Annotated in this window: 24 protein-coding genes, 1 pseudogene and 1 other annotated feature; of the genes and pseudogenes, 12 read left to right on the top strand and 13 right to left on the bottom strand. The window is 35.3% G+C overall.

What is annotated here, in order from left to right:
• Window positions 1-207: 207 nt before the first annotated feature.
• Entirely contained in the window at window positions 208-675 is a 468-nt protein-coding gene (locus GMD78_RS15910) for an SRPBCC family protein (RefSeq protein ID WP_155670036.1), read from the top strand.
• A 108-nt stretch (window positions 676-783) separates the two neighbouring features.
• A pseudogene (locus GMD78_RS21885) lies at window positions 784-954 on the top strand (histidine phosphatase family protein); the annotation flags it as partial.
• 69 nt (window positions 955-1023) lie between these two features.
• On the opposite strand, the gene GMD78_RS15900 reads toward GMD78_RS21885, so the two are convergent.
• Entirely contained in the window at window positions 1024-2088 is a 1065-nt protein-coding gene (locus tag GMD78_RS15900; RefSeq protein WP_155670032.1) for a D-alanyl-D-alanine carboxypeptidase family protein, read from the bottom strand.
• Window positions 2089-2485: 397 nt separating this feature from the next.
• Here GMD78_RS15900 and GMD78_RS15895 point away from each other — a divergent pair, with 397 nt between their 5' ends.
• Complete coding sequence (locus tag GMD78_RS15895; protein ID WP_155670030.1) at window positions 2486-3673, top strand: MFS transporter; 1188 nt, start codon at window positions 2486-2488, stop codon at window positions 3671-3673.
• A gap of 38 nt (window positions 3674-3711) precedes the next feature.
• Here the strand turns inward: GMD78_RS15895 and pepT are convergent, their stop codons facing one another.
• Window positions 3712-4941 carry a peptidase T gene (gene pepT / locus GMD78_RS15890; RefSeq protein ID WP_155670028.1) on the bottom strand — a complete coding sequence of 410 codons (1230 nt, stop codon included), beginning with the start codon at window positions 4939-4941 and terminating at the stop codon, window positions 3712-3714.
• A 119-nt stretch (window positions 4942-5060) separates the two neighbouring features.
• On the opposite strand from pepT, the gene GMD78_RS15885 reads away from it, so the two are divergent.
• From GMD78_RS15885 to GMD78_RS15875, 3 genes are read left to right on the top strand one after another with little or no spacing between them, the layout of a single operon-like run.
• The gene (locus GMD78_RS15885; protein ID WP_155670026.1) at window positions 5061-5570 is read left to right on the top strand and encodes a GNAT family N-acetyltransferase; all 510 of its coding nucleotides are present in this window, start codon (window positions 5061-5063) and stop codon (window positions 5568-5570) included.
• Window positions 5571-5574: 4 nt separating this feature from the next.
• Complete coding sequence (locus GMD78_RS15880; protein WP_155670024.1) at window positions 5575-6411, top strand: sulfurtransferase; 837 nt, start codon at window positions 5575-5577, stop codon at window positions 6409-6411.
• The gene (locus GMD78_RS15875) at window positions 6404-6973 is read left to right on the top strand and encodes a DNA-3-methyladenine glycosylase I (RefSeq protein WP_155670022.1); all 570 of its coding nucleotides are present in this window, start codon (window positions 6404-6406) and stop codon (window positions 6971-6973) included. The genes GMD78_RS15880 and GMD78_RS15875 overlap by 8 nt, the downstream gene beginning before the upstream one ends.
• Window positions 6974-7021: 48 nt before the next feature.
• On the opposite strand, the gene GMD78_RS15870 is transcribed toward GMD78_RS15875, so the two are convergent.
• Both GMD78_RS15870 and GMD78_RS15865 read right to left on the bottom strand, forming a co-directional pair.
• The gene (locus tag GMD78_RS15870) at window positions 7022-7336 is read right to left on the bottom strand and encodes a YbjQ family protein (protein WP_155670020.1); all 315 of its coding nucleotides are present in this window, start codon (window positions 7334-7336) and stop codon (window positions 7022-7024) included.
• A 131-nt stretch (window positions 7337-7467) separates the two neighbouring features.
• Window positions 7468-9255, bottom strand: coding sequence for a methyl-accepting chemotaxis protein (locus GMD78_RS15865; protein ID WP_155670018.1), 1788 nt, complete (start codon window positions 9253-9255; stop codon window positions 7468-7470).
• A 180-nt stretch (window positions 9256-9435) separates the two neighbouring features.
• On the opposite strand from GMD78_RS15865, the gene GMD78_RS15860 reads away from it, so the two are divergent.
• From GMD78_RS15860 to GMD78_RS15850, 3 genes are all read left to right on the top strand, one after another.
• Window positions 9436-9945 carry a hypothetical protein gene (locus GMD78_RS15860; protein ID WP_155670016.1) on the top strand — a complete coding sequence of 170 codons (510 nt, stop codon included), beginning with the start codon at window positions 9436-9438 and terminating at the stop codon, window positions 9943-9945.
• A gap of 114 nt (window positions 9946-10059) precedes the next feature.
• Entirely contained in the window at window positions 10060-10632 is a 573-nt protein-coding gene (locus GMD78_RS15855; protein ID WP_155670014.1) for a TetR/AcrR family transcriptional regulator, read from the top strand.
• A 60-nt stretch (window positions 10633-10692) separates the two neighbouring features.
• Window positions 10693-11622 carry an NAD-dependent epimerase/dehydratase family protein gene (locus GMD78_RS15850; protein ID WP_155670012.1) on the top strand — a complete coding sequence of 310 codons (930 nt, stop codon included), beginning with the start codon at window positions 10693-10695 and terminating at the stop codon, window positions 11620-11622.
• Between the two features lie 101 nt (window positions 11623-11723).
• Here GMD78_RS15850 and GMD78_RS15845 read toward each other — a convergent pair whose 3' ends face one another.
• The 6 genes from GMD78_RS15845 to GMD78_RS15820 form a co-directional block, all read right to left on the bottom strand.
• Complete coding sequence (locus tag GMD78_RS15845) at window positions 11724-13169, bottom strand: amidase family protein (protein WP_155670010.1); 1446 nt, start codon at window positions 13167-13169, stop codon at window positions 11724-11726.
• A gap of 74 nt (window positions 13170-13243) precedes the next feature.
• On the bottom strand, window positions 13244-13639 hold the full coding sequence (locus GMD78_RS15840) for a VOC family protein (protein WP_155670008.1): 396 nt from the start codon (window positions 13637-13639) through the stop codon (window positions 13244-13246).
• A 12-nt stretch (window positions 13640-13651) separates the two neighbouring features.
• Entirely contained in the window at window positions 13652-14179 is a 528-nt protein-coding gene (locus GMD78_RS15835; protein ID WP_155670006.1) for an SRPBCC family protein, read from the bottom strand.
• Window positions 14180-14213: 34 nt separating this feature from the next.
• A complete protein-coding gene (locus GMD78_RS15830) occupies window positions 14214-15113 on the bottom strand; it encodes a DUF899 family protein (protein ID WP_155670004.1) in 900 nt (299 codons plus the stop codon).
• 5 nt (window positions 15114-15118) lie between these two features.
• A complete protein-coding gene (locus GMD78_RS15825; RefSeq protein WP_155670002.1) occupies window positions 15119-15481 on the bottom strand; it encodes a VOC family protein in 363 nt (120 codons plus the stop codon).
• A 56-nt stretch (window positions 15482-15537) separates the two neighbouring features.
• Window positions 15538-16320: a helix-turn-helix domain-containing protein gene (locus GMD78_RS15820; RefSeq protein WP_155670000.1), complete on the bottom strand. Its 783-nt coding sequence runs from the start codon at window positions 16318-16320 to the stop codon at window positions 15538-15540.
• 235 nt (window positions 16321-16555) lie between these two features.
• On the opposite strand from GMD78_RS15820, the gene GMD78_RS15815 reads away from it, so the two are divergent.
• A complete protein-coding gene (locus GMD78_RS15815) occupies window positions 16556-17380 on the top strand; it encodes an aldo/keto reductase (protein ID WP_155669998.1) in 825 nt (274 codons plus the stop codon).
• Window positions 17381-17564: 184 nt separating this feature from the next.
• Window positions 17565-17740: a sequence feature (16S ribosomal RNA rRNA prediction is too short), on the top strand.
• A gap of 83 nt (window positions 17741-17823) precedes the next feature.
• Window positions 17824-18126 carry an RNHCP domain-containing protein gene (locus GMD78_RS15810; protein WP_155669996.1) on the top strand — a complete coding sequence of 101 codons (303 nt, stop codon included), beginning with the start codon at window positions 17824-17826 and terminating at the stop codon, window positions 18124-18126.
• 144 nt (window positions 18127-18270) lie between these two features.
• Here the strand turns inward: GMD78_RS15810 and GMD78_RS15805 are convergent, their stop codons facing one another.
• Together GMD78_RS15805 and GMD78_RS15800 are read right to left on the bottom strand one after the other, a co-directional pair.
• Window positions 18271-18756 carry a nucleoside deaminase gene (locus GMD78_RS15805; RefSeq protein WP_155669994.1) on the bottom strand — a complete coding sequence of 162 codons (486 nt, stop codon included), beginning with the start codon at window positions 18754-18756 and terminating at the stop codon, window positions 18271-18273.
• 74 nt (window positions 18757-18830) lie between these two features.
• Window positions 18831-19442 (bottom strand): hypothetical protein, encoded by a 612-nt coding sequence (locus GMD78_RS15800; RefSeq protein WP_155669992.1) that lies wholly within the window; start codon window positions 19440-19442, stop codon window positions 18831-18833.
• A 310-nt stretch (window positions 19443-19752) separates the two neighbouring features.
• On the opposite strand from GMD78_RS15800, the gene rsgA reads away from it, so the two are divergent.
• A complete protein-coding gene (rsgA, locus tag GMD78_RS15795) occupies window positions 19753-20805 on the top strand; it encodes a ribosome small subunit-dependent GTPase A (protein WP_155669990.1) in 1053 nt (350 codons plus the stop codon).
• A gap of 285 nt (window positions 20806-21090) precedes the next feature.
• Here rsgA and GMD78_RS15790 read toward each other — a convergent pair whose 3' ends face one another.
• Window positions 21091-21630, bottom strand: a complete 540-nt coding sequence (locus GMD78_RS15790; RefSeq protein WP_343042376.1) for an HD domain-containing protein — start codon at window positions 21628-21630, stop codon at window positions 21091-21093.
• Window positions 21631-21646 lie beyond the last annotated feature (16 nt).

Genomic DNA, 21646 nt, shown 5'->3' with positions numbered 1-21646 from the left:
TTCCTTTTCCGTAAACAATCTCTTACTCATATTCTTTCCCCATTTACTATTTTTTTCTTTATTATTACACAAAAGTACCCTATAGGTAGACTTTTTTTAAAGTGTCTACTCTATAGGGTACATTTTAATGTCTAGTGTTTGTTTTTTTAGATTCAACTATGTGGTAGAATAAATGTAGAAAATTCGTTTAATTGAAGGATTGATGAGATGAGAGAGTGGAAACAGGGTAAAAATATCAGTGCACCTATTGAACAGGTGTGGAAGCTATTTGATGGTTCCTTAGAGGATATGCAAAAAATAATGCCCAATGTCGTTGAAAATAAGCTAGTTAAAGAGACGGATAATGGTGTAGGATCTATTTATAGACAGAAATTTAGAGAAGGAAAAAAGATTCAAGAGTATGATGTTGAAACCTTGATCTATGAAAATGAACCAAATCGTAAAAAAATGAAGGTTGCCTTTACATTGGCGAATATGTTTGAAATTACAACAACCTATGAAGTAGAAAAGCTAGAAGACGACAAAACATACTTTGTTTATACAACTACGAATAATCCTTTAAAATGGCCAGCCAAGATATTAATGAAACTCGGTGGTGGTGACAAAGTAGTCGTTCAATTTGTTGAGCGTGTGAAGCAGGTGGCAGAAGCGGAAAATGAAGCTGAATTAACATAGTCTATTTGTGTGGTGAATAGGGTGAATAAACATATTTATCCCGCATGTAACGGGCAGTAAGATCCCCACTTCAAGACTTTGAAGTGAAGAAGGATAAGTGGGGATCAACTGCCCGTAAATCATGGTAATCTCTTGACATTACTATTAAAGTATTTTGATGATTCTATTGGATTTGATGAATGGAAGAGTCTCACTAACCCGGATGTGTTTCAGTTACAAGTGAAAGAACAGGCGATTACGTTGAAACGGATTTGGTGTGAAGATAAAAGAACGAATTAGAAATAGATCCTAATTCGTTCTTTTTAGGAAGATAGGAAAGTATAAAAATGCCTATTTTGCCTAAGTTTTCTAATTTTCACCTAAATATTCTTCTAATGTAATTCCCTGTTCCATAATCTCTTTTGCAGCTTGTATCCCAACGTAACGTAAGTGCCAGGGTTCATATTGATACTCTGTTATCTCTTCTTTTCCTAAAGGATAGCGAATAATAAATCCATAGTCAGCAGCATTCTGCTGGAGCCATTTCCCTTCTTCTGTATCACCGAAATCCGTAATTAATCGGTAGTCAACATCTGGACTAGTAACGTCCATGCTTAATCCAGACTGATGTTCACTCTCGCCAGGTTTAGCACTAAACATATTTGCCTCTTCTTCTCCATAGGTAGTCACATAGGATGTGTACAAGTTATCTTGTGTTTCATAGGAACGATAGCCAGATTGAGCAAATAAGTCTAAGTCTTCTTCATCAATTGCGGCAAATAATTCTTCTAAGGCATTGGCCGCTATTTTTCTCATTTGCTTTTTAGGGTTATCTTCCACAAAAGTAAAACGAACATCTGGTACAACTAAATCATCTGGAATATAATCTGCAGGTAATGCATGTTTTTTATTCACTAGTGCTAATATTTCATATGGATTTGCAAGTTCAACCGTCTCTTCATCTAATGAAGCATTCTTTTCATACGAGAGAGCTGATCCTGGTTTAATTTCAATATCACCTACGGTTACTAGTTCTAAGGAATCCTTCGTTTGTTGGTCGTATAAACCAGTTACCTCCATATTATCATCCTGTTGAAGTTGAAAGTCAGTAAGTGCCCATATCGTTTCTTGGTCGAACTGCTCCGTTATAGCTATGGAGTAACCAAGTTCATTTAAAAATTCTTGTAAGATGCGCACAGCTTCTCCCTCATCACCTTTTTGTAAACCTTCTTCAGGTAACGTTATAAATTCTTCCTTTTCATTACTTTCACCTGTAATTTCTTCACTCTGTTCGTCATCAACTTCACTTTCGTGTTCTTCGGATGAATCTGGCGGGGGGCTTTCCTCTGGTTGTTGTTTAGAGAAATTACAGCCTGAAAGAAGAAATATTAAAGTTAATATAGTTAATGAAATAATAAGGTTTGATTTAACCATGTTAGTCTCTCCTTAATCTTAGGTGAGCAGTATACCTCAATTGTAATTTATCCCGCATGTAACGGGCAGTAAGACCCCCACTGAATGAAGTTTCACTTTATTTAAAATGAAACGCATACTCTATTTTCTCATATTTTCTGGAAAGAGGGCAATAGGCTATTTATTCCACTATAACTGGCAGTAAGATCCCACTTCAAACCCACGAAGTGAAATTTTCCGGTAATTACCAATATGTTCAATGGCCTTTAGATCATACCCTTGCGGTGCTAACAATCAGTGGAGGTGATGAAAACCCCATTGATTGAAGATTCACCATATATGTAAACAACGCTTTATCATTCGCACAATCCTAGTTTGTTTGCCATATGTATATAGAAGATAAGAGGAGAGGATCTGGATGTATCAGGTAGCTACAAAGACTAAACCTCAGGTGAAGACCAATTACGGATTTATAACTGGCATGTTATTTTGGTGCGCATTAATTGTTGTTTCTAGTGTGTATGTGACAACACCACTAATTATTCCCTTTTCAAGTGAATTTCAAGTAACACATTCCATAGCTGCCTGGACTAGTAGTTCCTTTTCTTTGTTTTATGGAATTGGTTTTTTATTCTTTGGTCCACTTGCTGATCGATATGGTAGAAAGCAAATTATCGTATTCGGTCTGTTAGCCCTAACCGTTACAACATTTATAATAGGCTTTATCCATTCATTTTATGGTTTAGTAATACTAAGAGGAGTACAAGGATTTGTTGCAGCAACATTCGCACCAACAGCGTTAGCCTATGTATTTGATATCTTTCCGAAGAAACAAATCGTTACAGCAGTAGGGTTTATTAGTTTTGGATACGTAACTGCAGGAATCTTTGGTCAAGTAATAGCGGATGTTATTAATCAAACGTTTGAATGGCAATTTGTGTTTATTTTGTTTGGATTCTTTTATCTTCTAACCTTTGTTGCAGTTCAGTTTATTCTCCCTTCCTCAGAAAATAGAAATACTACAAACGGACTGTATGATTACCTCAAGCAAGCAAAAATTATATTTTCACAAAGTAATTTTTTATTTTGTTATACCATTACAATATTTTTATTGCTTACCTTCATTGGTATGTATACTGTATTAGGGAGTTATTTAGGGAATGCACCATTTGATCTTTCGGAGAAAGGGATATTATTTGTTCGTGCTGCAGGAATAATAGGGATGGTGTTATCTCCATTAACTGGAATGATTGTTCATAAAATAGGGTTAATGACTACACTACGGTTAGGACTGTTAATGGCTATTATCGGTCTTTTCTCTCTTGGTATAGCACCAAATTTATTTTGGATTGTATTCGTAAGTATTATTTATGTGGGTGGTATTTCAATGATATTTCCAGCAATCATGATGCTGGTAGGAGAATTAGGTGGGAAACAACGAGCACTAGCAAATTCCTTTTACGCATTTATTTTATTCATTGGTGCTATGCTAGGACCGATTGTCGGAATAGCATTAATGACAACAGGTAACTATATAATTACATTTAGTGTTTTCGCATTTCTACTGGTCATTGGTTTTGTTGTATCTTTCTTAATTAAGAGGTAAGTAGTAGTCAGATTCAAGTAGAATCTGACTATTATCCATTACTTTTCTGCAAATAATCTACAAATCTCTATAATTACGTTCGTTGCTTTTTCCATATTATCCACAGAAATATATTCAAATTTACCATGGAAGTTTTCTCCACCGGTAAAAATATTTGGTGTAGGTAAGCCCATGTATGAAATTTGGGATCCATCGGTTCCGCCACGAACTGGTCTAATAATCGGTTTGATATTTAAATTATCCATTGCTTGTTTGGCAATCTCAATGATTTCCATAACAGGTTCGATCTTTTCACGCATATTGTAATATTGATCTTTCATTTCTAGTTCAACACGTGATTCCCCATATTTTTCTTTTAACTCTTTAGAAAATTGATGAAATGTTTCTTTTCTAGATTCAAAATTTCCCTTGTCAAAGTCTCGAATAATGTAATATACAGTTGTCTTTTCTACATCCCCGTTAACAGAGATTAAGTGGTAAAAACCCTCATATTCTTCTGTATGCTCAGGAGATTCCTGTTCAGGGAATTTATTAATAAATTCTGCTGCCATTTTTCCGGAGTTTATCATTTTATTTTTAGCAGTTCCAGGATGCACACTATTTCCTTTAAACGTTACTTTAGCTGCAGCTGCATTGAAGCTTTCGTATTGTAATTCTCCTAATGGGCCACCATCAACGGTATATGCATATGTTGCATTAAACTGCTCCACATCAAATTTATGTGGCCCACGTCCGATTTCTTCATCTGGAGTGAACGCTACACGAATTTTTCCGTGTTCAATTTCTGGATGTTTTATCAGATAGTCCATTGCTGTCATAATTTCGGCAACTCCTGCCTTGTTGTCAGCACCTAGAAGGGTCGTGCCATCGGTTGTAATTAACGTATGCCCTTTATAACTTGGTAACTCAGGAAAATCATTGGCTGACAAAACAACGTTTAACTCTTCATTTAATGTCAGATCATTCCCATCGAAGTTCTCCACAATCTGCGGATTCACGTTTTTACCTGTAAAATCTGTAGCTGTATCTACATGAGCTAAAAAACCAATAGTAGGTACATCTTTTTTAGCATTTGCGGGTAATGTTGCCATTACATAACCGTTTTCATCAATTGTTACATCTTCCATCCCAATTTCTTTTAATTCGAGAACTAATTGTTTGGCTAGTTCAAGCTGTCCGGGAGTAGAAGGGGTGGTGTTGCTTTCTTCATTGGACTGCGTATCAACTTTTACATATGTAGTAAATCGCTTTATTATGTCTTCCTTCATGGTAAAGATCTCTCCTTCGATTCGTATTGTTTTAATTATACCGTAACTCGAAATATTTTCTAAGAGGAAAACACTAACTTTTAGCGAATATATTAAATATGAAGAATGGAGTGTTATGTATGATTAGACATGCAGTATTAGATGATGCAGAAAACTTGGCCAGGCTAATAAAACAGGTCGAAAAAAGTAGTGAGTATATGTTATTTGAACCTGGTGAGAGAAATCCTACAGCTGAAAAACAAGGCGCAATGATTAAAGCTTTAACAGAACAAGATAATTCGTGTATATTGCTTGCAGAAGGGAATCACGGGTTAGTAGGATATCTTTTCGCTATTGGTGGAACAACCAAAAGAACTATGCATCGTGCGTATATAGTTATAGGTATTCTTTCAACCTATAGGGGAAAAGGGATTGGGACAGCGTTGTTTAAGGAATTAAATCAATGGGCAACTCATCAAGGAATCCATCGATTAGAATTAACGGTTGTCACGGAAAATGAAGCGGGAGTTTCCCTGTATCAAAAGGCTGGATTCGAATTGGAAGGAGTTAAGAAAGATTCACTATTTATTAATAACAGATTTGTAGATGAGTATTACATGGGGAAAGTATTAAATAATGGAGGGGAGTAAGAAAATGTTAATGCGTGTTGAACAATTAGTGGATAGGTTAAATAACCATGAAGATGAGACGGTAGTAGTTGATGTACGCTTTCAGTTGAATGATACTGATGCTGGTAGAAAAGCATATGTGGAGGGACATATTCCTGGTGCTGTCTATTTAGATTTAAATAAAGACTTATCAGGAGAAGTTCAAAAGCATGGAGGAAATCACCCTTTACCAGATTCTAATGAATTTTCAAGTAAATTAGGTGAGATAGGAATCGATCATGGAACAACAGTTGTTGTTTATGATCAACAAAATGATATGTTCGCTTCGAGATTATGGTGGCTTTTACAGTATATGGGGCATGAGAAAGTGTACGTGTTGGATGGCGGATATCAGTGTTGGGTGAAGCAAGGAAATAAGGTTTCAGTTGAAATCCCTACATATGCAAAGAAAAATTTTATACCAAAAGTAAACGAAGATGAAGTGGTTGATATTCGTAAAATAAAGGAAAATATCATGTCTAGTAATGCTGTTTTAATAGACTCTCGTTCAAAAGAAAGGTATTTAGGCAAAGTAGAGCCTTTGTATGCAAAGGCTGGACATATTCCAGGAGCAAGGAACTTCTTTTGGAAGGAGGTTTTACATGAGGATGGTTCCTGGAAGGATGAAGACACATTAAAAGAACATTTTTCTTCTTTGGATAAGGGAGCCGAAATCATTGTTTCTTGTGGCTCAGGTGTGTCTGCTTGTCCAAATATATTGGCATTAAAACGAATTGGGTTTACTAACGTTAAATTATATCCTGGTAGCTATAGTGATTGGATATCCTATGAAGAAAATAGAGTAGAAACAAAGGATGAGTAGAATGGAAAAAGAAAGATGTAAATGGGTTCCGAAGGACGATCAGTTATATATTGAATATCATGATCATGAATGGGGAAGACCAACATATGATGATCGAGAACTGTTTGAAATGCTATCTCTTGAAGGAGCACAAGCGGGTTTAAGTTGGATTACAATTTTAAGACGTCGAGAAAACTATCGAAAGGCATTTGCGAACTTTGAAGCAGATCGATTAATACACTTTGATGATGAAAAAATAACTGAATTAATGCTAGATGAAGGGATTATCCGAAATAAATTAAAGATACGTTCTGTTATAAAGAATGCGAAGGCTTTTCTACGTGTGCAAGAAGAGTTTGGCAGCTTTAATCAATATATATGGAAATTTGTAGGTGGGGAGCCGATTAATAATCATTGGAAAACACATGATGAAGTACCTTCATCTACGAAAGAGTCGGAACAAATGAGCAAAGATTTGAAGAAACGTGGCTTTTCATTTGTTGGACCTACTATTTGTTATGCTTTTATGCAGGCTACTGGAATGGTGAATGACCATACTCAAAACTGCTTTTTATCAGAGTGATAAAATGATCTACCGTTAATTTGGTAGATCATTTTAATATCCATCGTTTTAGTCAATTCGTACTGCTGTTCCATATGCTATTACTTCTGATGCTGCACTCATAACTTGAGAAGTTTGATACCGCATGCCTACTATAGCATTGGCTCCAATGTTTTCGGCTTCTTTTTCCATACGTTTAAAGGCGACTTTTCTAGCCTCCACCATCATGTCTGAATATCCTTTGATCTCACCTCCAACAAGGGTTTTTAGTCCGGCACCAATATCTCTTCCTACATGCTTCGATTGCACCGTACTGCCTTGAACGAAACCTTTTACTTCAGCGATACTTTTACCTGAAATTTGTTCTGTTGTTACAACGATCATATTATCACCTCCATTATTAGTATACGGTTCAATTGCTACTGCATTCTTCGTTTTATTAAAGGATCTTTAGAGAACAAACTTATGAAAAGAAAGAATCTATGCCTATAAATACTAGACATAGACTCTCTTTGTTATATTTTAAAGATTTTTAATTCTTTGCTTAATTGTTCTGCTAATTCTGCTAGTTCTTCTGCATTACTTGAAACTTCTTCCATAGAACTAGATGTTTGTTGAGAAGATGCAGCTGCTTGCTCCACGCCCGCTGCTGATTCTTCTGAAACAGAAGCGATTTCTTCAATTAAATTATTCATGTTTGTACTATTTTCTGCAATATTACTAAGGTTTGTAGAAATGGTAGAGATCTTATCAGCCATTTCTGAAACAAAATAATTGATACTTTCAAAGTTCTTTCCGGTAGTCTCAATTTGAGCGGTTCCTTCTTTAACTTCGCCATATCCATTATTCAATGAGGTAACTACGTCATTTGTTTCACTTTGAATACTTCTAACGATGGTAGTTATTTCTCCGACTGATGATGCTACTTGTTCGGAAAGCTTTCTCACTTCATCTGCCACTACCGCAAAACCTTTTCCATGCTCACCTGCTCTTGCAGCCTCAATCGCAGCATTCAAGGATAGCAGGTTGGTTTGATCAGCAATATCTTTAATAACGAGGACTAGTTTTGATATCTCGTTAGATTGATTTTCTAACCCTTTTACCTTTTGTACAGATTCTGAAACGATTGAATCAATTTGTTTCATTTGATCGACAGATTTTTTCATAAGTGCCGTTCCATCATTAGTTAAAGAAAGTACATGTTCGGATGAAGATGCGACTCCTTTACCATCTTGTTCTGACTGTTGTACTTTTTGAACAAAATCACTCATATTTCCAGCTAAGTCTGAAGCGCTATTTGCCTGGGTTTCTGCTCCAGTTGATAGTTCTTCCATAGTTGTTGCAATTTGTTCATTACCTTCTTTTACTTCGGATGCTGATTGAGTTAATTCTTCACTTCTTGATGATACTAACTCGGAAGCGGAGGAAACTTTTGATAAGATATTACGGATATTATCCTTCATTTGATTTACTGCATTAGCTAACTGACCAATTTCGTCTTTACCATCATAACTCATAGATTGTACTAATAAATTTCCTTTTGCAACCTCTGAAGTAATCGTTACAACTTGCTTCAAGTTAGATGAAATAGTGCGACTTACTAAAATCATGAAAATAATTCCTGCTACTAATGCAATGGGATTTGCGATAGCTAAAAGTAATGCACTTGCGTCTAAGCTTCTTTTAGATTGTTGAACAGCTGCTTCTTGATCTTGCTTTACAATGTCCATTAACTCATTAACTAACCCTACTGTTGAGGCTCTTAGCTCAGATGAACGATTACGGATTAATCCTGCCATATGTTGTTGTCCGCTATCTACAGCATCACTGATTTCCCCAAAAAACATTTCATTTATTTCTTGATCATTTTTTCTAATTTCATTAAAAATCTCTTTTTGTTTATCCGTATTTAGTGTTGGCTCAATTTCTGCTGCTAGTGTATCAAATTGTTCCTGGTAGTCTGTAAATGCTTCTATGTATCTTTTACTTTCGGAAAGTAGATAATCTGCAATTTGCACATCTTTCACCTGGATGAGTGCAGCCATATCTGACATGTCATTTACCCGCTTACTATATTCATCAATTGCTTCGATATCATTTTGTCCTTTGATTAACTGTAGATATACTATACTACCAGCAATCAAGAATAAGATGGCAGTCGTAAAAAAGGCGATCATATACTTATTGCTTATTTTAGTGTTTTTCCAGAATTTAAATGCGTTTATATTTCTCTTCTTTTTTATTCCTTTTTTCTTTTCTTTAACTTTGACTGGTTTTGTTTTCTTGATTTTATTTTTCTTCATATGTACCCCCCAATTGTAGATAAGACGCTTTTCAGTATATATCGGCATTTTTGTCTAAGTATTAAGTACTATTTGTTTATTTTATTTGATGGCGAATTTTCTAACACTTGAAATTATGCCTAACAATCTAGTAAAATAGCAGACTGTGTTTGCATAGAAACGCAAGGAGGTGAATAAGTAATGAAATCCGCATTTTTAGAAAAAGAAAAGAATAAAGAAGAACTAAAACAAGAATTAGATTCATTGGAAATACAGTTATTTCGTATGCAAAATAATATAAGAGAAATCGCGAAGAATTCTGAAGTAATAAGTATTGATCAAACGAAGGAAGATAATTGGGTAATTATATATGCAGATAAAGAAGAGGAAACGTGTCAATTAATGCTTCATAACTGCGAGACGCCTTACCGAGGGAAATGGAATTCTGCTATTCAAGCGGAGTATAAAGATGATAATACGATTCATATTGCAGATATTAAAGGAGAAGAAAATAAAGGGTACGGATCAATCTTGATGAAGCATTTAAAAGAACTAGCACGTGATGAAAATGTCCAATTTATAACAGGTGATATTGTAAAAAGGGATTTTGATCATGTAGAAAGGCTAGAGTATTTTTATGAAAAGCATTATTTTGATGTGAAAATAGATCATGAAGAACAATGTGGTGAGATTGTTTGGAATGATGAATGAACATGGCTATTCCTATAAAAGAGGTGTAGTCATTTTTTTTTGCTTTATGTTTGATTATTATGATGAGCTGTAATAAAGTAATAATTGAACAGTGGTTAATTAATGGAGGTTAAAATGGTAGCAAGAAGAGCGGTGAAAATTGAATTAACTCGTGACATGATTATGAATGCGGCAAGAGATCTATTTGTGGAGAAAGGGTATCAACATGTTTCCATGAGACAAATTGCAAAGAAACTTAATTATAGTCATGGTGCAATCTATTATCATTTTAAAAATAAAGCAGAATTATTTTACGCATTAGTTGAGAAACATTTTTTAATGCTTGATCAAACGATTGATGAAATTGTTAATCAAGATACAGACGATGAAGAAAAGCTCCGACAGATGTGTTTAGGTTTTATTGAATTTGGTTTAACCCATCAAAGCCATTATGAAATCATGTTTTTAGTTAAAGAAGAGGAAGTAAGAAATTTTATGAATGAAGGCCCAATGAAGACATATCAAAAATTTGCAAAACAGGTAAGTAGCTTAAGTGAAAAACAAATTTCTATTCAAGAGGTATGGTCACTTTTTCTTTCATTACATGGTTTTGTAACACACTATATAAGGCATATTACAACTTTTAATGAAGTGAAGGGAGCGGCGGAATTTCATGTAGAAATGGTACTGAAATGGACAAGAAATTAAAGGATTAAAACCTTTTTTTAAACAAAACTGACCACTGGTCAATTAAAGGGGGAATACGTAATGAAAAAATCGTTAGTGTTAGGAGCTACAGGGGGGATGGGGTATTCCATCGTTAGAGAGTTATCTGCGCGTGGAATGGAAGTAATTGCATTTGCACGAACAAAAAAAAGGCTACATGAAATGTTTGATGGAGACCCAAATGTAGTATGGAAATCAGGAGATGTTTTTAATCAATATGAATTAGAGGAAATAGCACAAAACGTTGATATTATCTATCATGCTATTAATATTCCATATGGGGACTGGAAAGAGAAATTGATACCATTAAACCAAAATATAATAAACACAGCTAAAAATGCATCTGCAAAGCTTGCAGTAGTAGATAATATATATTCCTATGGAAGAAGCAATGGGAAGAAGATAACGGAGAACACTCCTAAGAACCCTAATACCAAAAAGGGAAAATTAAGATTGGAAATGATAAACTTAATCCAACAATCAGGCGTTCCATATTTTATTGCACATTTTCCTGATTTTTATGGACCGTATGCTGAGAATGCGCAAATAAATTACACGCTTAGAGATATAGTTAATGGTAAAAAGGCGAGATTTATAGGGAAGCAAGATTTGTTAAGAGAACATATTTATACTCCCGATGGAGCGAAGGCGATTGTTGAGTTGTCTTTACATGAAGTGGCCTATGGGCAGAGCTGGAATATACCTGCCTACGATGTCATCACAGGAGATGAAATAATAAAACTAGTTCGTGATGTTACTGGGTACAATAAGCCTGTTGGGACAGTTACGAAAAATATGCTTCGGTTAGTAGGATTATTCGATAAACAGATGAGAGAGTTTGTGGAAATGCAGTACTTGAATGAAGAACCAGTTGTTTTAGATGGGCAAAAATATGAGCAGTTTATAGGGAAAGTTCCTAAAACACCCTATCAAGAAGGGTTAAAGAAGACATTGGAAGTATATAAAGTCTAAAGGTAAGAAAAGGCTAGAGTTGTTCTCAATGAGAATAACTCTAGCCGTGCTTATTATCTCGAATATAAGGGCCAATACCCCCCACTAATTGCAGATTCACTTTATGTTAATTTAGGTGCTCTTCGATGTTCTGTAGCTTGCTCATAAGCAAATGCTAATTCTATTAACTTAGCTTCTGTAAATTGAGTGCCGGTAAATGTGATTCCAACAGGTTTACCTTCTGAAGTATATCCTGCAGGAACTGTAATGGAAGGGTATCCTGCTTTGGCTGCAATTCCTGCACCATAGTTATTAACAAATACTAGGGCATCCAAACTATGCTGTTTTACTGCTAAATCAATTCCTTCATCCTGGGAAGTACGAATGTCTTCAAGACGATCAGTAATGTATTCAGCCTCTGTTAATGTTCCGCTTTTTTTCTCTGAATCTAGTAATACTTCTTGTCCATATTTTAGAGCGTCTTTAGCATGTACCTGATTATAATTAATGACATCTAATAAGGAATGAACAGGTGATTTAGTTGGTAGTTTAGATAAGTAAGCATTTAAGCCACTTTTAAACTCATGAAAGAGTACAGTCGGATTCGGTAGCTTTGTTGGTAATTCAATAGGGTCAATAATAGTTGCTCCTAATTTTGCCATATCTAATAATGCTTTATTGACTATATCTAACTCTTCTTCAGGCAATCCTTTTAAATAATCACGTGATACACCAAGACGTGTATGTTGTAATCCATTCTCGTTTAAGTAAGGGGTGTAATCTGTAATTATTTCTGGGTTCATGGCGGTAGCAGGGTCTTGGGCATCTTGTCCTGTTAAGGCTCCTAGTAAGATAGCTGCATCTGTTACAGTACGTGTCATTGGTCCTGCAGTATCTTGACTATTTGCGATAGGTATGATTCCAGTTCTGCTAAGCAAACCTACAGTTGGCTTAATTCCAACTAATGAATTGCTACTTGCTGGACTTAGGATTGATCCGCTCGTCTCCGTGCCAATTGCTCCTAGTGCAAAATTAGCTGCAATTGCTGCGCCCGGTCCAGAGCTTGATCCACCTACATCAAATTTTCCTGGTCCATATGGATTAAGTACCTGCCCACCGTGTGAACTGTAACCATTAGGCATATCAACCGTCATGAAATTTGCCCACTCAGTTAGATTTGCTTTACCTAAAATAACAGCCCCTGCTTCACGGAGTTTTTTCGTAATAAACGCATCTTCTTCAGCATAATGATCTTTCAGAGCAATAGAACCTGCAGTTGTATGTGTTTTATCAGCCGTGTCTATATTATCTTTAAGTAGAATGGGAATACCATGAAGAGGACCACGAGCCCCTTTTTGATTGCGTTCAATATCCAGTGCCTCAGCAATATGAAGCGCATCAGGATTTACTTCAAGCACGGCATTAATCTTCGGTCCTTGGTGATTGTAAGAAGCAATTTGTTGTAAGTATAGCATGGTAAGTTCTTTGGATGTTAGTTCCCCTGATTCCATATTTTTTTGAATGTCATCAATGGTTGCTTCTGCTAGTTCAATTATTTTTGTGGTCATTTGGTTTCCTCCTGGATTAGTGTTTTAGTACTACTTGAAATATTTTGTCTATTAATAAAAGTATATACCTTTCATTAATCCAGTTCACCACTAATGTTCTGAATTTGTTCATTTTTTTCTATCTCATTAATATATTCAAACAGTCCGAGCCGATTTCCCCATGGATCTGTAAAAGTAGCCCATTTCACTGGGACCTCTTCCCTGGAAAATATGTCAAAATGAGGTACTTTAAGTTCCCCTTTAATTCTTTCCCGTTCAGAAACAATGTCTAGAACACCTAAGCGAAGAGGGCCACTGTCTTTTGCGGGAATTCCTTCTGCTACTTGCAACCAGCATCCAGGAATCAGCTCCCATTCTGCAAAACCTTCGTGTGGAATAAAATCAGGTTTTCTTTGAAGGAGCGTTTCATACCACTTTTGACCTTCCGATATATCTGTAACTCGAATCTGAATTGTCATTTCGTAAATCAATGGACTCCTCCTTTACCGTTTTATCGTAGAATTAGGATAACCAGTATCTATTTCTATGGGGTGACAACATAGGTTCCCTGCTCCTTTTTCAAGAGCAGACTTTAAACTGCTAAGAACATCAGTCCAAGCTGTCTGGTGCCATTTCATGGCTTCTTGCCAATCGTTCCCTTCTTTAAATCCACTATGGTTGATGGTTACGTTCGTAGTTTCTTGATCTATTTTATGAAAGTTTACATGTACGATAGTTAACTCATTTTCTTGATTCATTATATTAGTAAATTGATCAGGACCTTTCCATGTGAATTGGAGTTCTTTTTCATGGAGCACCCTTATTATTTTACATCCTTTTGTATTCATCGTGCTGGTATTCTCTGGAATGAAGTAAAGTTCAAAAGCTCCACCTACTCTTAAATCTATTTCTGCTTTTGGGGCAAACCATTCGGAAACTCTTTCCGAAATCGTCCATGCGTGCCAAACAAGTTGAATAGATGCTTGTATTGTTATCGTGTTGGTAAGTGTATTTCCTTGGATTGTATGCAATTATAGCTCCTCCTAAATACTACAAGACGTGTAATTATACGCTTTCAAATACATGAAATTTTAATCCATAAGGATCTGAAATCATTATGCTTTTTTCATTATACTTTTTCGTAATTTGGCAACCATTTTCCAATAACAGTTTCTTTGCTTGTGGAAAATCACTAACTGCAAATTCGAAAAAAATGTTATTTGAATCATTATCTTCAACATAAAAATAATTTCCTGCAAATTGAAGTTTTACTTCAGAATCCAAGTCATCTACCTTTTCCATTCCAAATACCTTGGTATAGAATGTTAACGCATCGTGATAATTTTTAACTTGGATTGCGATATTATTTGTTAACTGGAAATCTGTCGTTTGATTAATTGCTCTCTTCGGATGGAAGTTACTAGATCCAGTTGGTAAGAGATCAAACAAATGCCATATCGCACAAAAATCATCTCCAGGACCAAATGGTGCATTGGCTACATGATAAATTTCTCCATTGGCATCTTTCGTAAAAGTAGAAACACCTGGATGGTAATTGTTGTTTCTTTTAAATCCAAAATCTTCTTTGAAGGTTGTATCGATCGTAGAAATCATCGGAAATTGCCATCTACGTTCAGCTGCAAATGCATCTTGTACCTCTGGTTTGTCAGGGGAGGCAACTACAAAAGCTGCTTTTTTAATGATATGATGGTAGACTCCGTTAAAACCATCTGCCCACATGGTGCAATATGAACAGGATTTGCCCATATTTTGAATGACAATTAATTCATTTTTGTCCCCAAATAAATCAAGTAAACTAACTTTCTTATTCATGGAAATTATAAACTGATAGTTTTCTACTTTTTGATAAGGAATGGATCTTCTTAATTCTGTTAGCTTTTGTTTTTTAGCTAATATTTCCTGTTCTAGTTCTTTCATTTGATTTATTATTTCTTCTTGACTCATAGCTATCACTCCTCTACAAATTCAACGATTTCAATTTGCTTACCAGTAGGATCCTCAATAACAAAGAAATATCCAGGAGGACAAGGCTTCGGTTCATCAAAGAGAACGTTAACTTGTTTGGATTTCAATCGTTCAAAACCATCGTGAATATTTGTAGATTGAATACCAAGCAAGACAGTATTAGAACGGGATGGCTGACCTACGGTGTCTGCCTTTTCAAGGATGAATGGAAGTCCATTATGTTCTAAGCTAATAATGGTATCACTATATTTTTTGGACACACTAAAATCCAGAACTTTCGTATAGAATTCAAGACTCGCATCCAAATCATCTACTTTGACGGTCAATACACAAACTTGATTTAACATGTGAAGATTCCTCCTTATTTTGGAAAACTAATCTAATTGTAAATGTTAATAAATAATTATTTTTCTTCTTGTTTGCTGTTTTTCTCTTTCTCTAATAGTAATTTTGGTAAATTGATTAATATGGGTGGATCATAAGGAAGCGGATTTCTTAATGTAATAGATACCGTGCTTTCTGTATCATCTTGTATAGTCACGGGATGCTCAGCTATTCCACGCAATGCCTTATCTAGTACAAAGTAATTTTTAGGATTTAAACTCCTAGATATTGCTGCAGCTAAAATATAATAGGTTCCTTTAGGTACGGTTGAAAAGGTGCAGCTTGTTTCATGGTGAGCGAGTGCAGTTCCGACAACGGGATTCTGATCAGGGATTGGCCTTGGAAAAAGTCCTACAAATAAAACACCTTTAAAATCTGAAGGTACTTCTAGATGACATGTAATCGAAGGGGGGTGTACTTTTCTTCGTGTTTTAGTTGAGAATTGGTACTCATTTACAAAGTGATGTAACTCGTGAATGCTAGATTGAAATTGTTTGGGTGGGATGCCAACAAATCTTTTAAATTTTGAATTGAAGGTTCCCATGCTTCTAAAACCAATATCCAATAGCGTTTTTAAAATAGTAGAGGAGGAATTTACTAAAATTTGTTTTCCTGTCTCAATTCGTAATGCTGATAAATAATGACGAGGTGATACACCGGTAACTTCTTTAAAAACTCTACTAAAATGATAAGGGCTATAACCAACATGTTTAGCAAGTTGTTCGGATGTTATTTCTTCCTCTAAATGCGTTTTCATATATTCAATAGCTTGCAGAACAATCTCTGTTTTTCCGTTAGTCATTTGCTTCACCTAATTTAATTATGATTATCATATTAATATTCGCTATGAGCATGTAGAAATCCTATTAAAATGATGAAATATAATATTTGAAGAGGAAGGAACATGTTTTCTTAAGCTTTATAAGTCAAACTAAGATTTATACAGCTATGTTTTCACGTGAAGAGCTAATTTTTTGAGAACGAATCGACATTATGGTAAACTAATTCCACTAAACAAGAGAAAGGGTGCAGAATACATGCAATATGTAACATTAAACAATGGTTTAAAAATGCCACAGCTTGGATTTGGTGTATGGCAAGTTCCTGATGAAGAAGCTACGCCAGCTGTAGCAAAAGCATTAGAGGTTGGTTACCGTTCAATTGATACAGCAAAGGTCTATCAAAATGAAAATGGAGTCGGTCGAGCATTAGCTGCATCAGATATTCCTCGTGAAGAATTATTTATTACAACAAAGGTTTGGAATAGTGATCAAGGATATGAGAATACATTAAAAGCTTTTGACGCAAGCCTAGAAAGATTAGGTCTTGATTATGTAGATTTATATTTAATTCACTGGCCAACACCAGAGTTTGATGAATATGTAGATACATATAAAGCATTAGAAAAGTTATATAAAGATGGAAAAGTAAAAGCAATTGGTGTTTGTAATTTTAATGTGGAGCACCTTGAGCGACTATTGAACGAATGTGATGTTGTGCCAGCAGTTAATCAGGTGGAATGCCATCCATACTTACAACAATCTGAATTAAAAGCTTTTTGTAAAGAGCATGATATTTATTTAGAAGCTTGGAGTCCTTTAATGCAAGGTGGAGAAGTATTAAATCATGATGTTGTAACAGGAATTGCTCAAAAATACAGTAAAACACCTGCGCAGGTAATTATTCGTTGGCACTTACAATACGAGAATATTGTCATTCCTAAATCCGTTACACCTTCGCGTATTGAAGAGAATTTTAATGTCTTTGACTTTGAATTGAGTAAGGAAGACATGGCTGAAATGGCAAAACTTAATCGTAATCAGCGTAAAGGTCCAGAACCGAATGAAATGAATGTACGATAAACGCTAAACCAAGAAACGTATGGAAATTAATATTCCATACGTTTTTTAGTTATAAAAGGGGGTTGCAATAGTGATAAAATAATTACATAGGGTAGCATTAGAAAAGGTAGTGTATAAGGAGAGGATTGCAATCGTTGACTTTGCTTTAACTCAGGAATAGGGGACGGCTGCCGACGCCAGTGATACGAAACATACACTTACTAGTGGAAGGTGGATGAAAATCCGTCTTACAGTGGCTGGTACAAAGACACAAAACTAGCCGTGGTTCGGATATACAGATGAAATAGGCTGTATTGAAGCTGGAACTAGAAGTAATCGCGGTCTCAAAAGGAAGGCGGTGAACATGTCACTAGTTTCGTAAAGCCTGGGACTTACTTTGTGAGGAAAAGGAAACGGAACCCTGCCTCCATAGATTTTTAAATAAATCTAGGAGGAAAAGGATCTTGAGTAAAAAAATATTAAATACAGCATTTCAATGTGAACAGTGTGGAGCTTGGGTAGAGCCACTTACAAATGGTAGCTTTCGAAACCATTGCCCATATTGTTTATTTTCGAAACATATGGATGACAAACCAGGTGATCGTGCAAGTTTTTGTAAAGGTTTAATGGAACCTGTTGAAGTATATTTTCATTCAAAAAAAGGTTATCAAATTGTTCATCGGTGTACTTCTTGTGGTAAGATTCATAAAAATATTGTTGCAGAAAATACCGTACAAGAAGATGACTTCTTATCATTTATCTGTTAACTAGCAATATTCATTTTTGACCTTAATCAATGTTGCCCTATGGAATTTTAGAAAAATGAAGGCATTCACCAAATCTTTATGGTGAATGCCTTAAGTTAGACTTATGCAGAGAGCTTTTCTATCTACAGAAAAGTGTAGAAATCTCTACACTTTTTGTCCATGTAATACAACTTCAGCAGCTTCAGGTGAATATTTTTTTAATATCCTTAAGGATTCATCTGCCAAAATTCCACCAACATAGTTATGAACACGTTTTTCTATGTAAGGATTCGATGCAATAAATGGTTTCATGTTCATATACTTATCTTCAACGGCAAATACTACATTACGAATGTTAGCCATGACAATTGTGGATAAACACATGACACACGGCTCTACCGTTGAATAAATAATGCACTCTCTCGCATGCTTGCGTAAATAGGCAGTATTTTGGTTAATGGTCTCAATTTCAGCATGTGCAACATTGCTGTTAGATGTTTCAATGCTATTGGCACCTCTAGCAATTATTTCATCGTTATGGACAATGACCGAACCAATAGGTCTGTCGCCTCGTTTTCCTGCTTTTTTTGCCTCAATTAATGCTTCTCCCATAAATGTTTCGTGGTTGATGGAATCAAAATCTTTTATCATGATTTCCCTTACTTAAGTTTGGAATAGTAGGACTATTATCTCATATTTGTCATTTTCTAACAAATAATTCTTGCTTAGAGAATATAGTATATAAGTCTGTATGCTAGATAGAATCCAATTACAAATATACTAGCAGTTTGTATGTTATTTCGTGCAACAAACAAGTATGAAATCAAAAATATAGAAATATATAAAAATGTAAATGAAAGGGAGTTAATCCATGAGTGAAACGTTATATCTAGTGCATCTAAAGGTAAAGATACTGCTATAAAAATACTTGGGACTATTAAAAGAGCTCCAAATTTCTCCATAAAAAAGTTCAAATCGAATGTATGACCATTTTTATTTGCAAAATGCTTAAAAACAGCAAGCAAAATAGCAATGGCAACGAGATAAGCAATTCCCCTACTTAGATAATTAAATACATTACCAAAATCTGAATTGTAGCGTACAACTACTATTAATCTTCCAACTAGTGAATTTACCATAACTAAGACAATAAAGGCGATGATGTTTATCATTCCATAAGTATGGTAGCCTTTGGGTTCATTCGTTAGAATTCCATCAGGATTCTTAATAGTTTGGATCAAGAAATCAATGTAGCTAATATCTGGTTTATCCTTATCCTCTCCTGAATCATGTTGTACTGGGTTCTGTGGCATGATCTCGCTATCTTTATTTTCCATTTAATCTCCTCCTTAAAATTAATCATGTACCTATATGATAAAATATTTTTTAGATTAATGTGTTTGATCTGACAAAAATAGTAATATTTTCCTATAAAAAATTGTGCTTTTTCACATAAAATGTTTGCCATTTTAGAATTTTGTAATATTATAGAAAGAGAAGTATTAATAAAAGGGTTCATCCATGAAAGGGAGTGATGTGTTATGACAGTAATTAAACGTTTTTTGGGTTATATAACAGTAAATAACATCATGGAGGAACTGTCGGAGTAATCGGACTTCCTCCAACACTCAAGGAGGAAAAGATTTATTGCGTAAATTAGAAAATCTAGGTTGGGAACAATTTGATCAAACAAATGCGGAGCTAGTAGCTCGTGTAATTACCGTACAGAAAAACAGTTATCGAATTTCTGATGGGACACTAGATTATATTGGCCATTTAAGTGGTAAGTTTATCAATGAGGTAGAAAACCCGCTTGACTTTCCAGCTGTCGGTGATTGGGTAGAGGTTCAAAAATTAGTTGATGAGCAAAAAGCAGTAATTAAACGAATATTGCCTCGTAAAAGTAAATTCGTCCGGCAAGTTGCAGGTTTAAGGACAGACGCTCAAATTATCGCAGCAAATATTGATACCGTTTTTATTGTAAATTCTATAAATCAGGATTTAAATGTAAGAAGAATAGAGCGATATATTTTGTTGGCATATGAAAGTGGTGCGAAGCCTATTATTGTGTTGACCAAAAAGGATACATGTTCTTTAGATGAATTAGAACTTGCTTTATCTGAAGTAGAGAATGTAGCAATAGGGGTTCCTATTATTACGGTAAGTAATATAACGGGTGAAGGTATTGAAGAGATGTGGGAACACCTTCTCCCTAAGAAAACTGCTGCTTTACTAGGTTCTTCAGGTGTAGGTAAATCTACTTTGGTCAATACATTATTAAGTAAAGAAGTTCAATTAACAAATGATATTCGTGAAGAGGATAGTAAAGGCCGTCATACAACTACACACCGTGAAATGTTTATGCTTCCTAATGGGGCATTGTTAATTGATACTCCAGGTATGCGTGAATTACAATTGTGGGATGTTGACTCTAGTTTGGATGCAACATTTGAGGATGTCGAAGTGTTGGAAAAGGAATGTCGTTTCAATGATTGCCAACATGATACAGAACCAGGCTGCCGTGTCCAAGAGGCTATAGAACAAGGGGAACTATCATTAGGCCGTTATCGTAGTTATTTAAAGCTAAAACGGGAAATTGCTTTTGAAAAGAGAAAACAGGATAAGAAATTACATATCGAAGAAAAAAATAAGTGGAAAAAGGTAAAGAAATCTAGGCAAGAGAAATATAAATTGAAATAAATACAGAAAATCTCCTCCTAATTATTGGGGGAGATTTTTAAATAGTTATAAGTATAAAAATTGGGCTTCGTTTGATCCATTTACAGGAACAGCCACGTCCGGCTGCAGGGCCCAACGTCGGCATACCCCTATCAAGGGCATGTTTCCTTTTCGCTTCCAGCATAAGATTCACTATTACTTACCTCCATTGCTGGCGGAAAGTAATGTTCATCTAATCTCCTACGTAGGAATGTCCAATTAATATCGACACTTTGCACAGGCGCAGTTCATACGCTTCCGTTGCTCTTAATGGAATACACGTTGAACAGCTTCTTCAAATTCAACAAAATAATCTGGTGTATCCTTTTTATCAATTCCATGGTACATATACTTAGCGATGGATTGGTTGTACCACTTTTGTTTGTCGATTCCCGCATTAAATTTTTCCCATACAACGTCACCTTGTTCTTTAAGATCAATTTCTAACCCAAGTAAATTATCTAACTTATCTGCAACAATTAAAAATTTCACTTCTTTTTCAGCATGTTTGATCGTATCAATGGTGTGCAGCTTACGTTCTTGCCAAGACTTCGATTTATCCTCCGTATGAGCTGCTACTAATTCGGCAACTCTAGAGCCAAAGTTTTTTTGAATATCCTCTATTTCGTATATTGTATCTTCGACTACGTCATGTAGATAACCAGCGCAAATAAGTTCTTCTGAGAAGCCAGCTCGTTCTAGACGTTTTGCCACACGTATAGGGTGTGTAATGTAAGGAACATCTGAATTCTTTCGCTTTTGACCGTGATGTGCTTTTTCAGCGAAATCTTTAGCTTTTTCTTTCACTATACCTTACCCCTTT

Origin of the sequence: Ornithinibacillus caprae, from assembly GCF_009728145.1 — a bacterium.
GTDB lineage: Bacteria > Bacillota > Bacilli > Bacillales > Amphibacillaceae > Ornithinibacillus > Ornithinibacillus caprae.
Note: the sequence above shows the minus strand (reverse complement) of the source record. Positions and strands in the feature narration are given on the sequence as shown.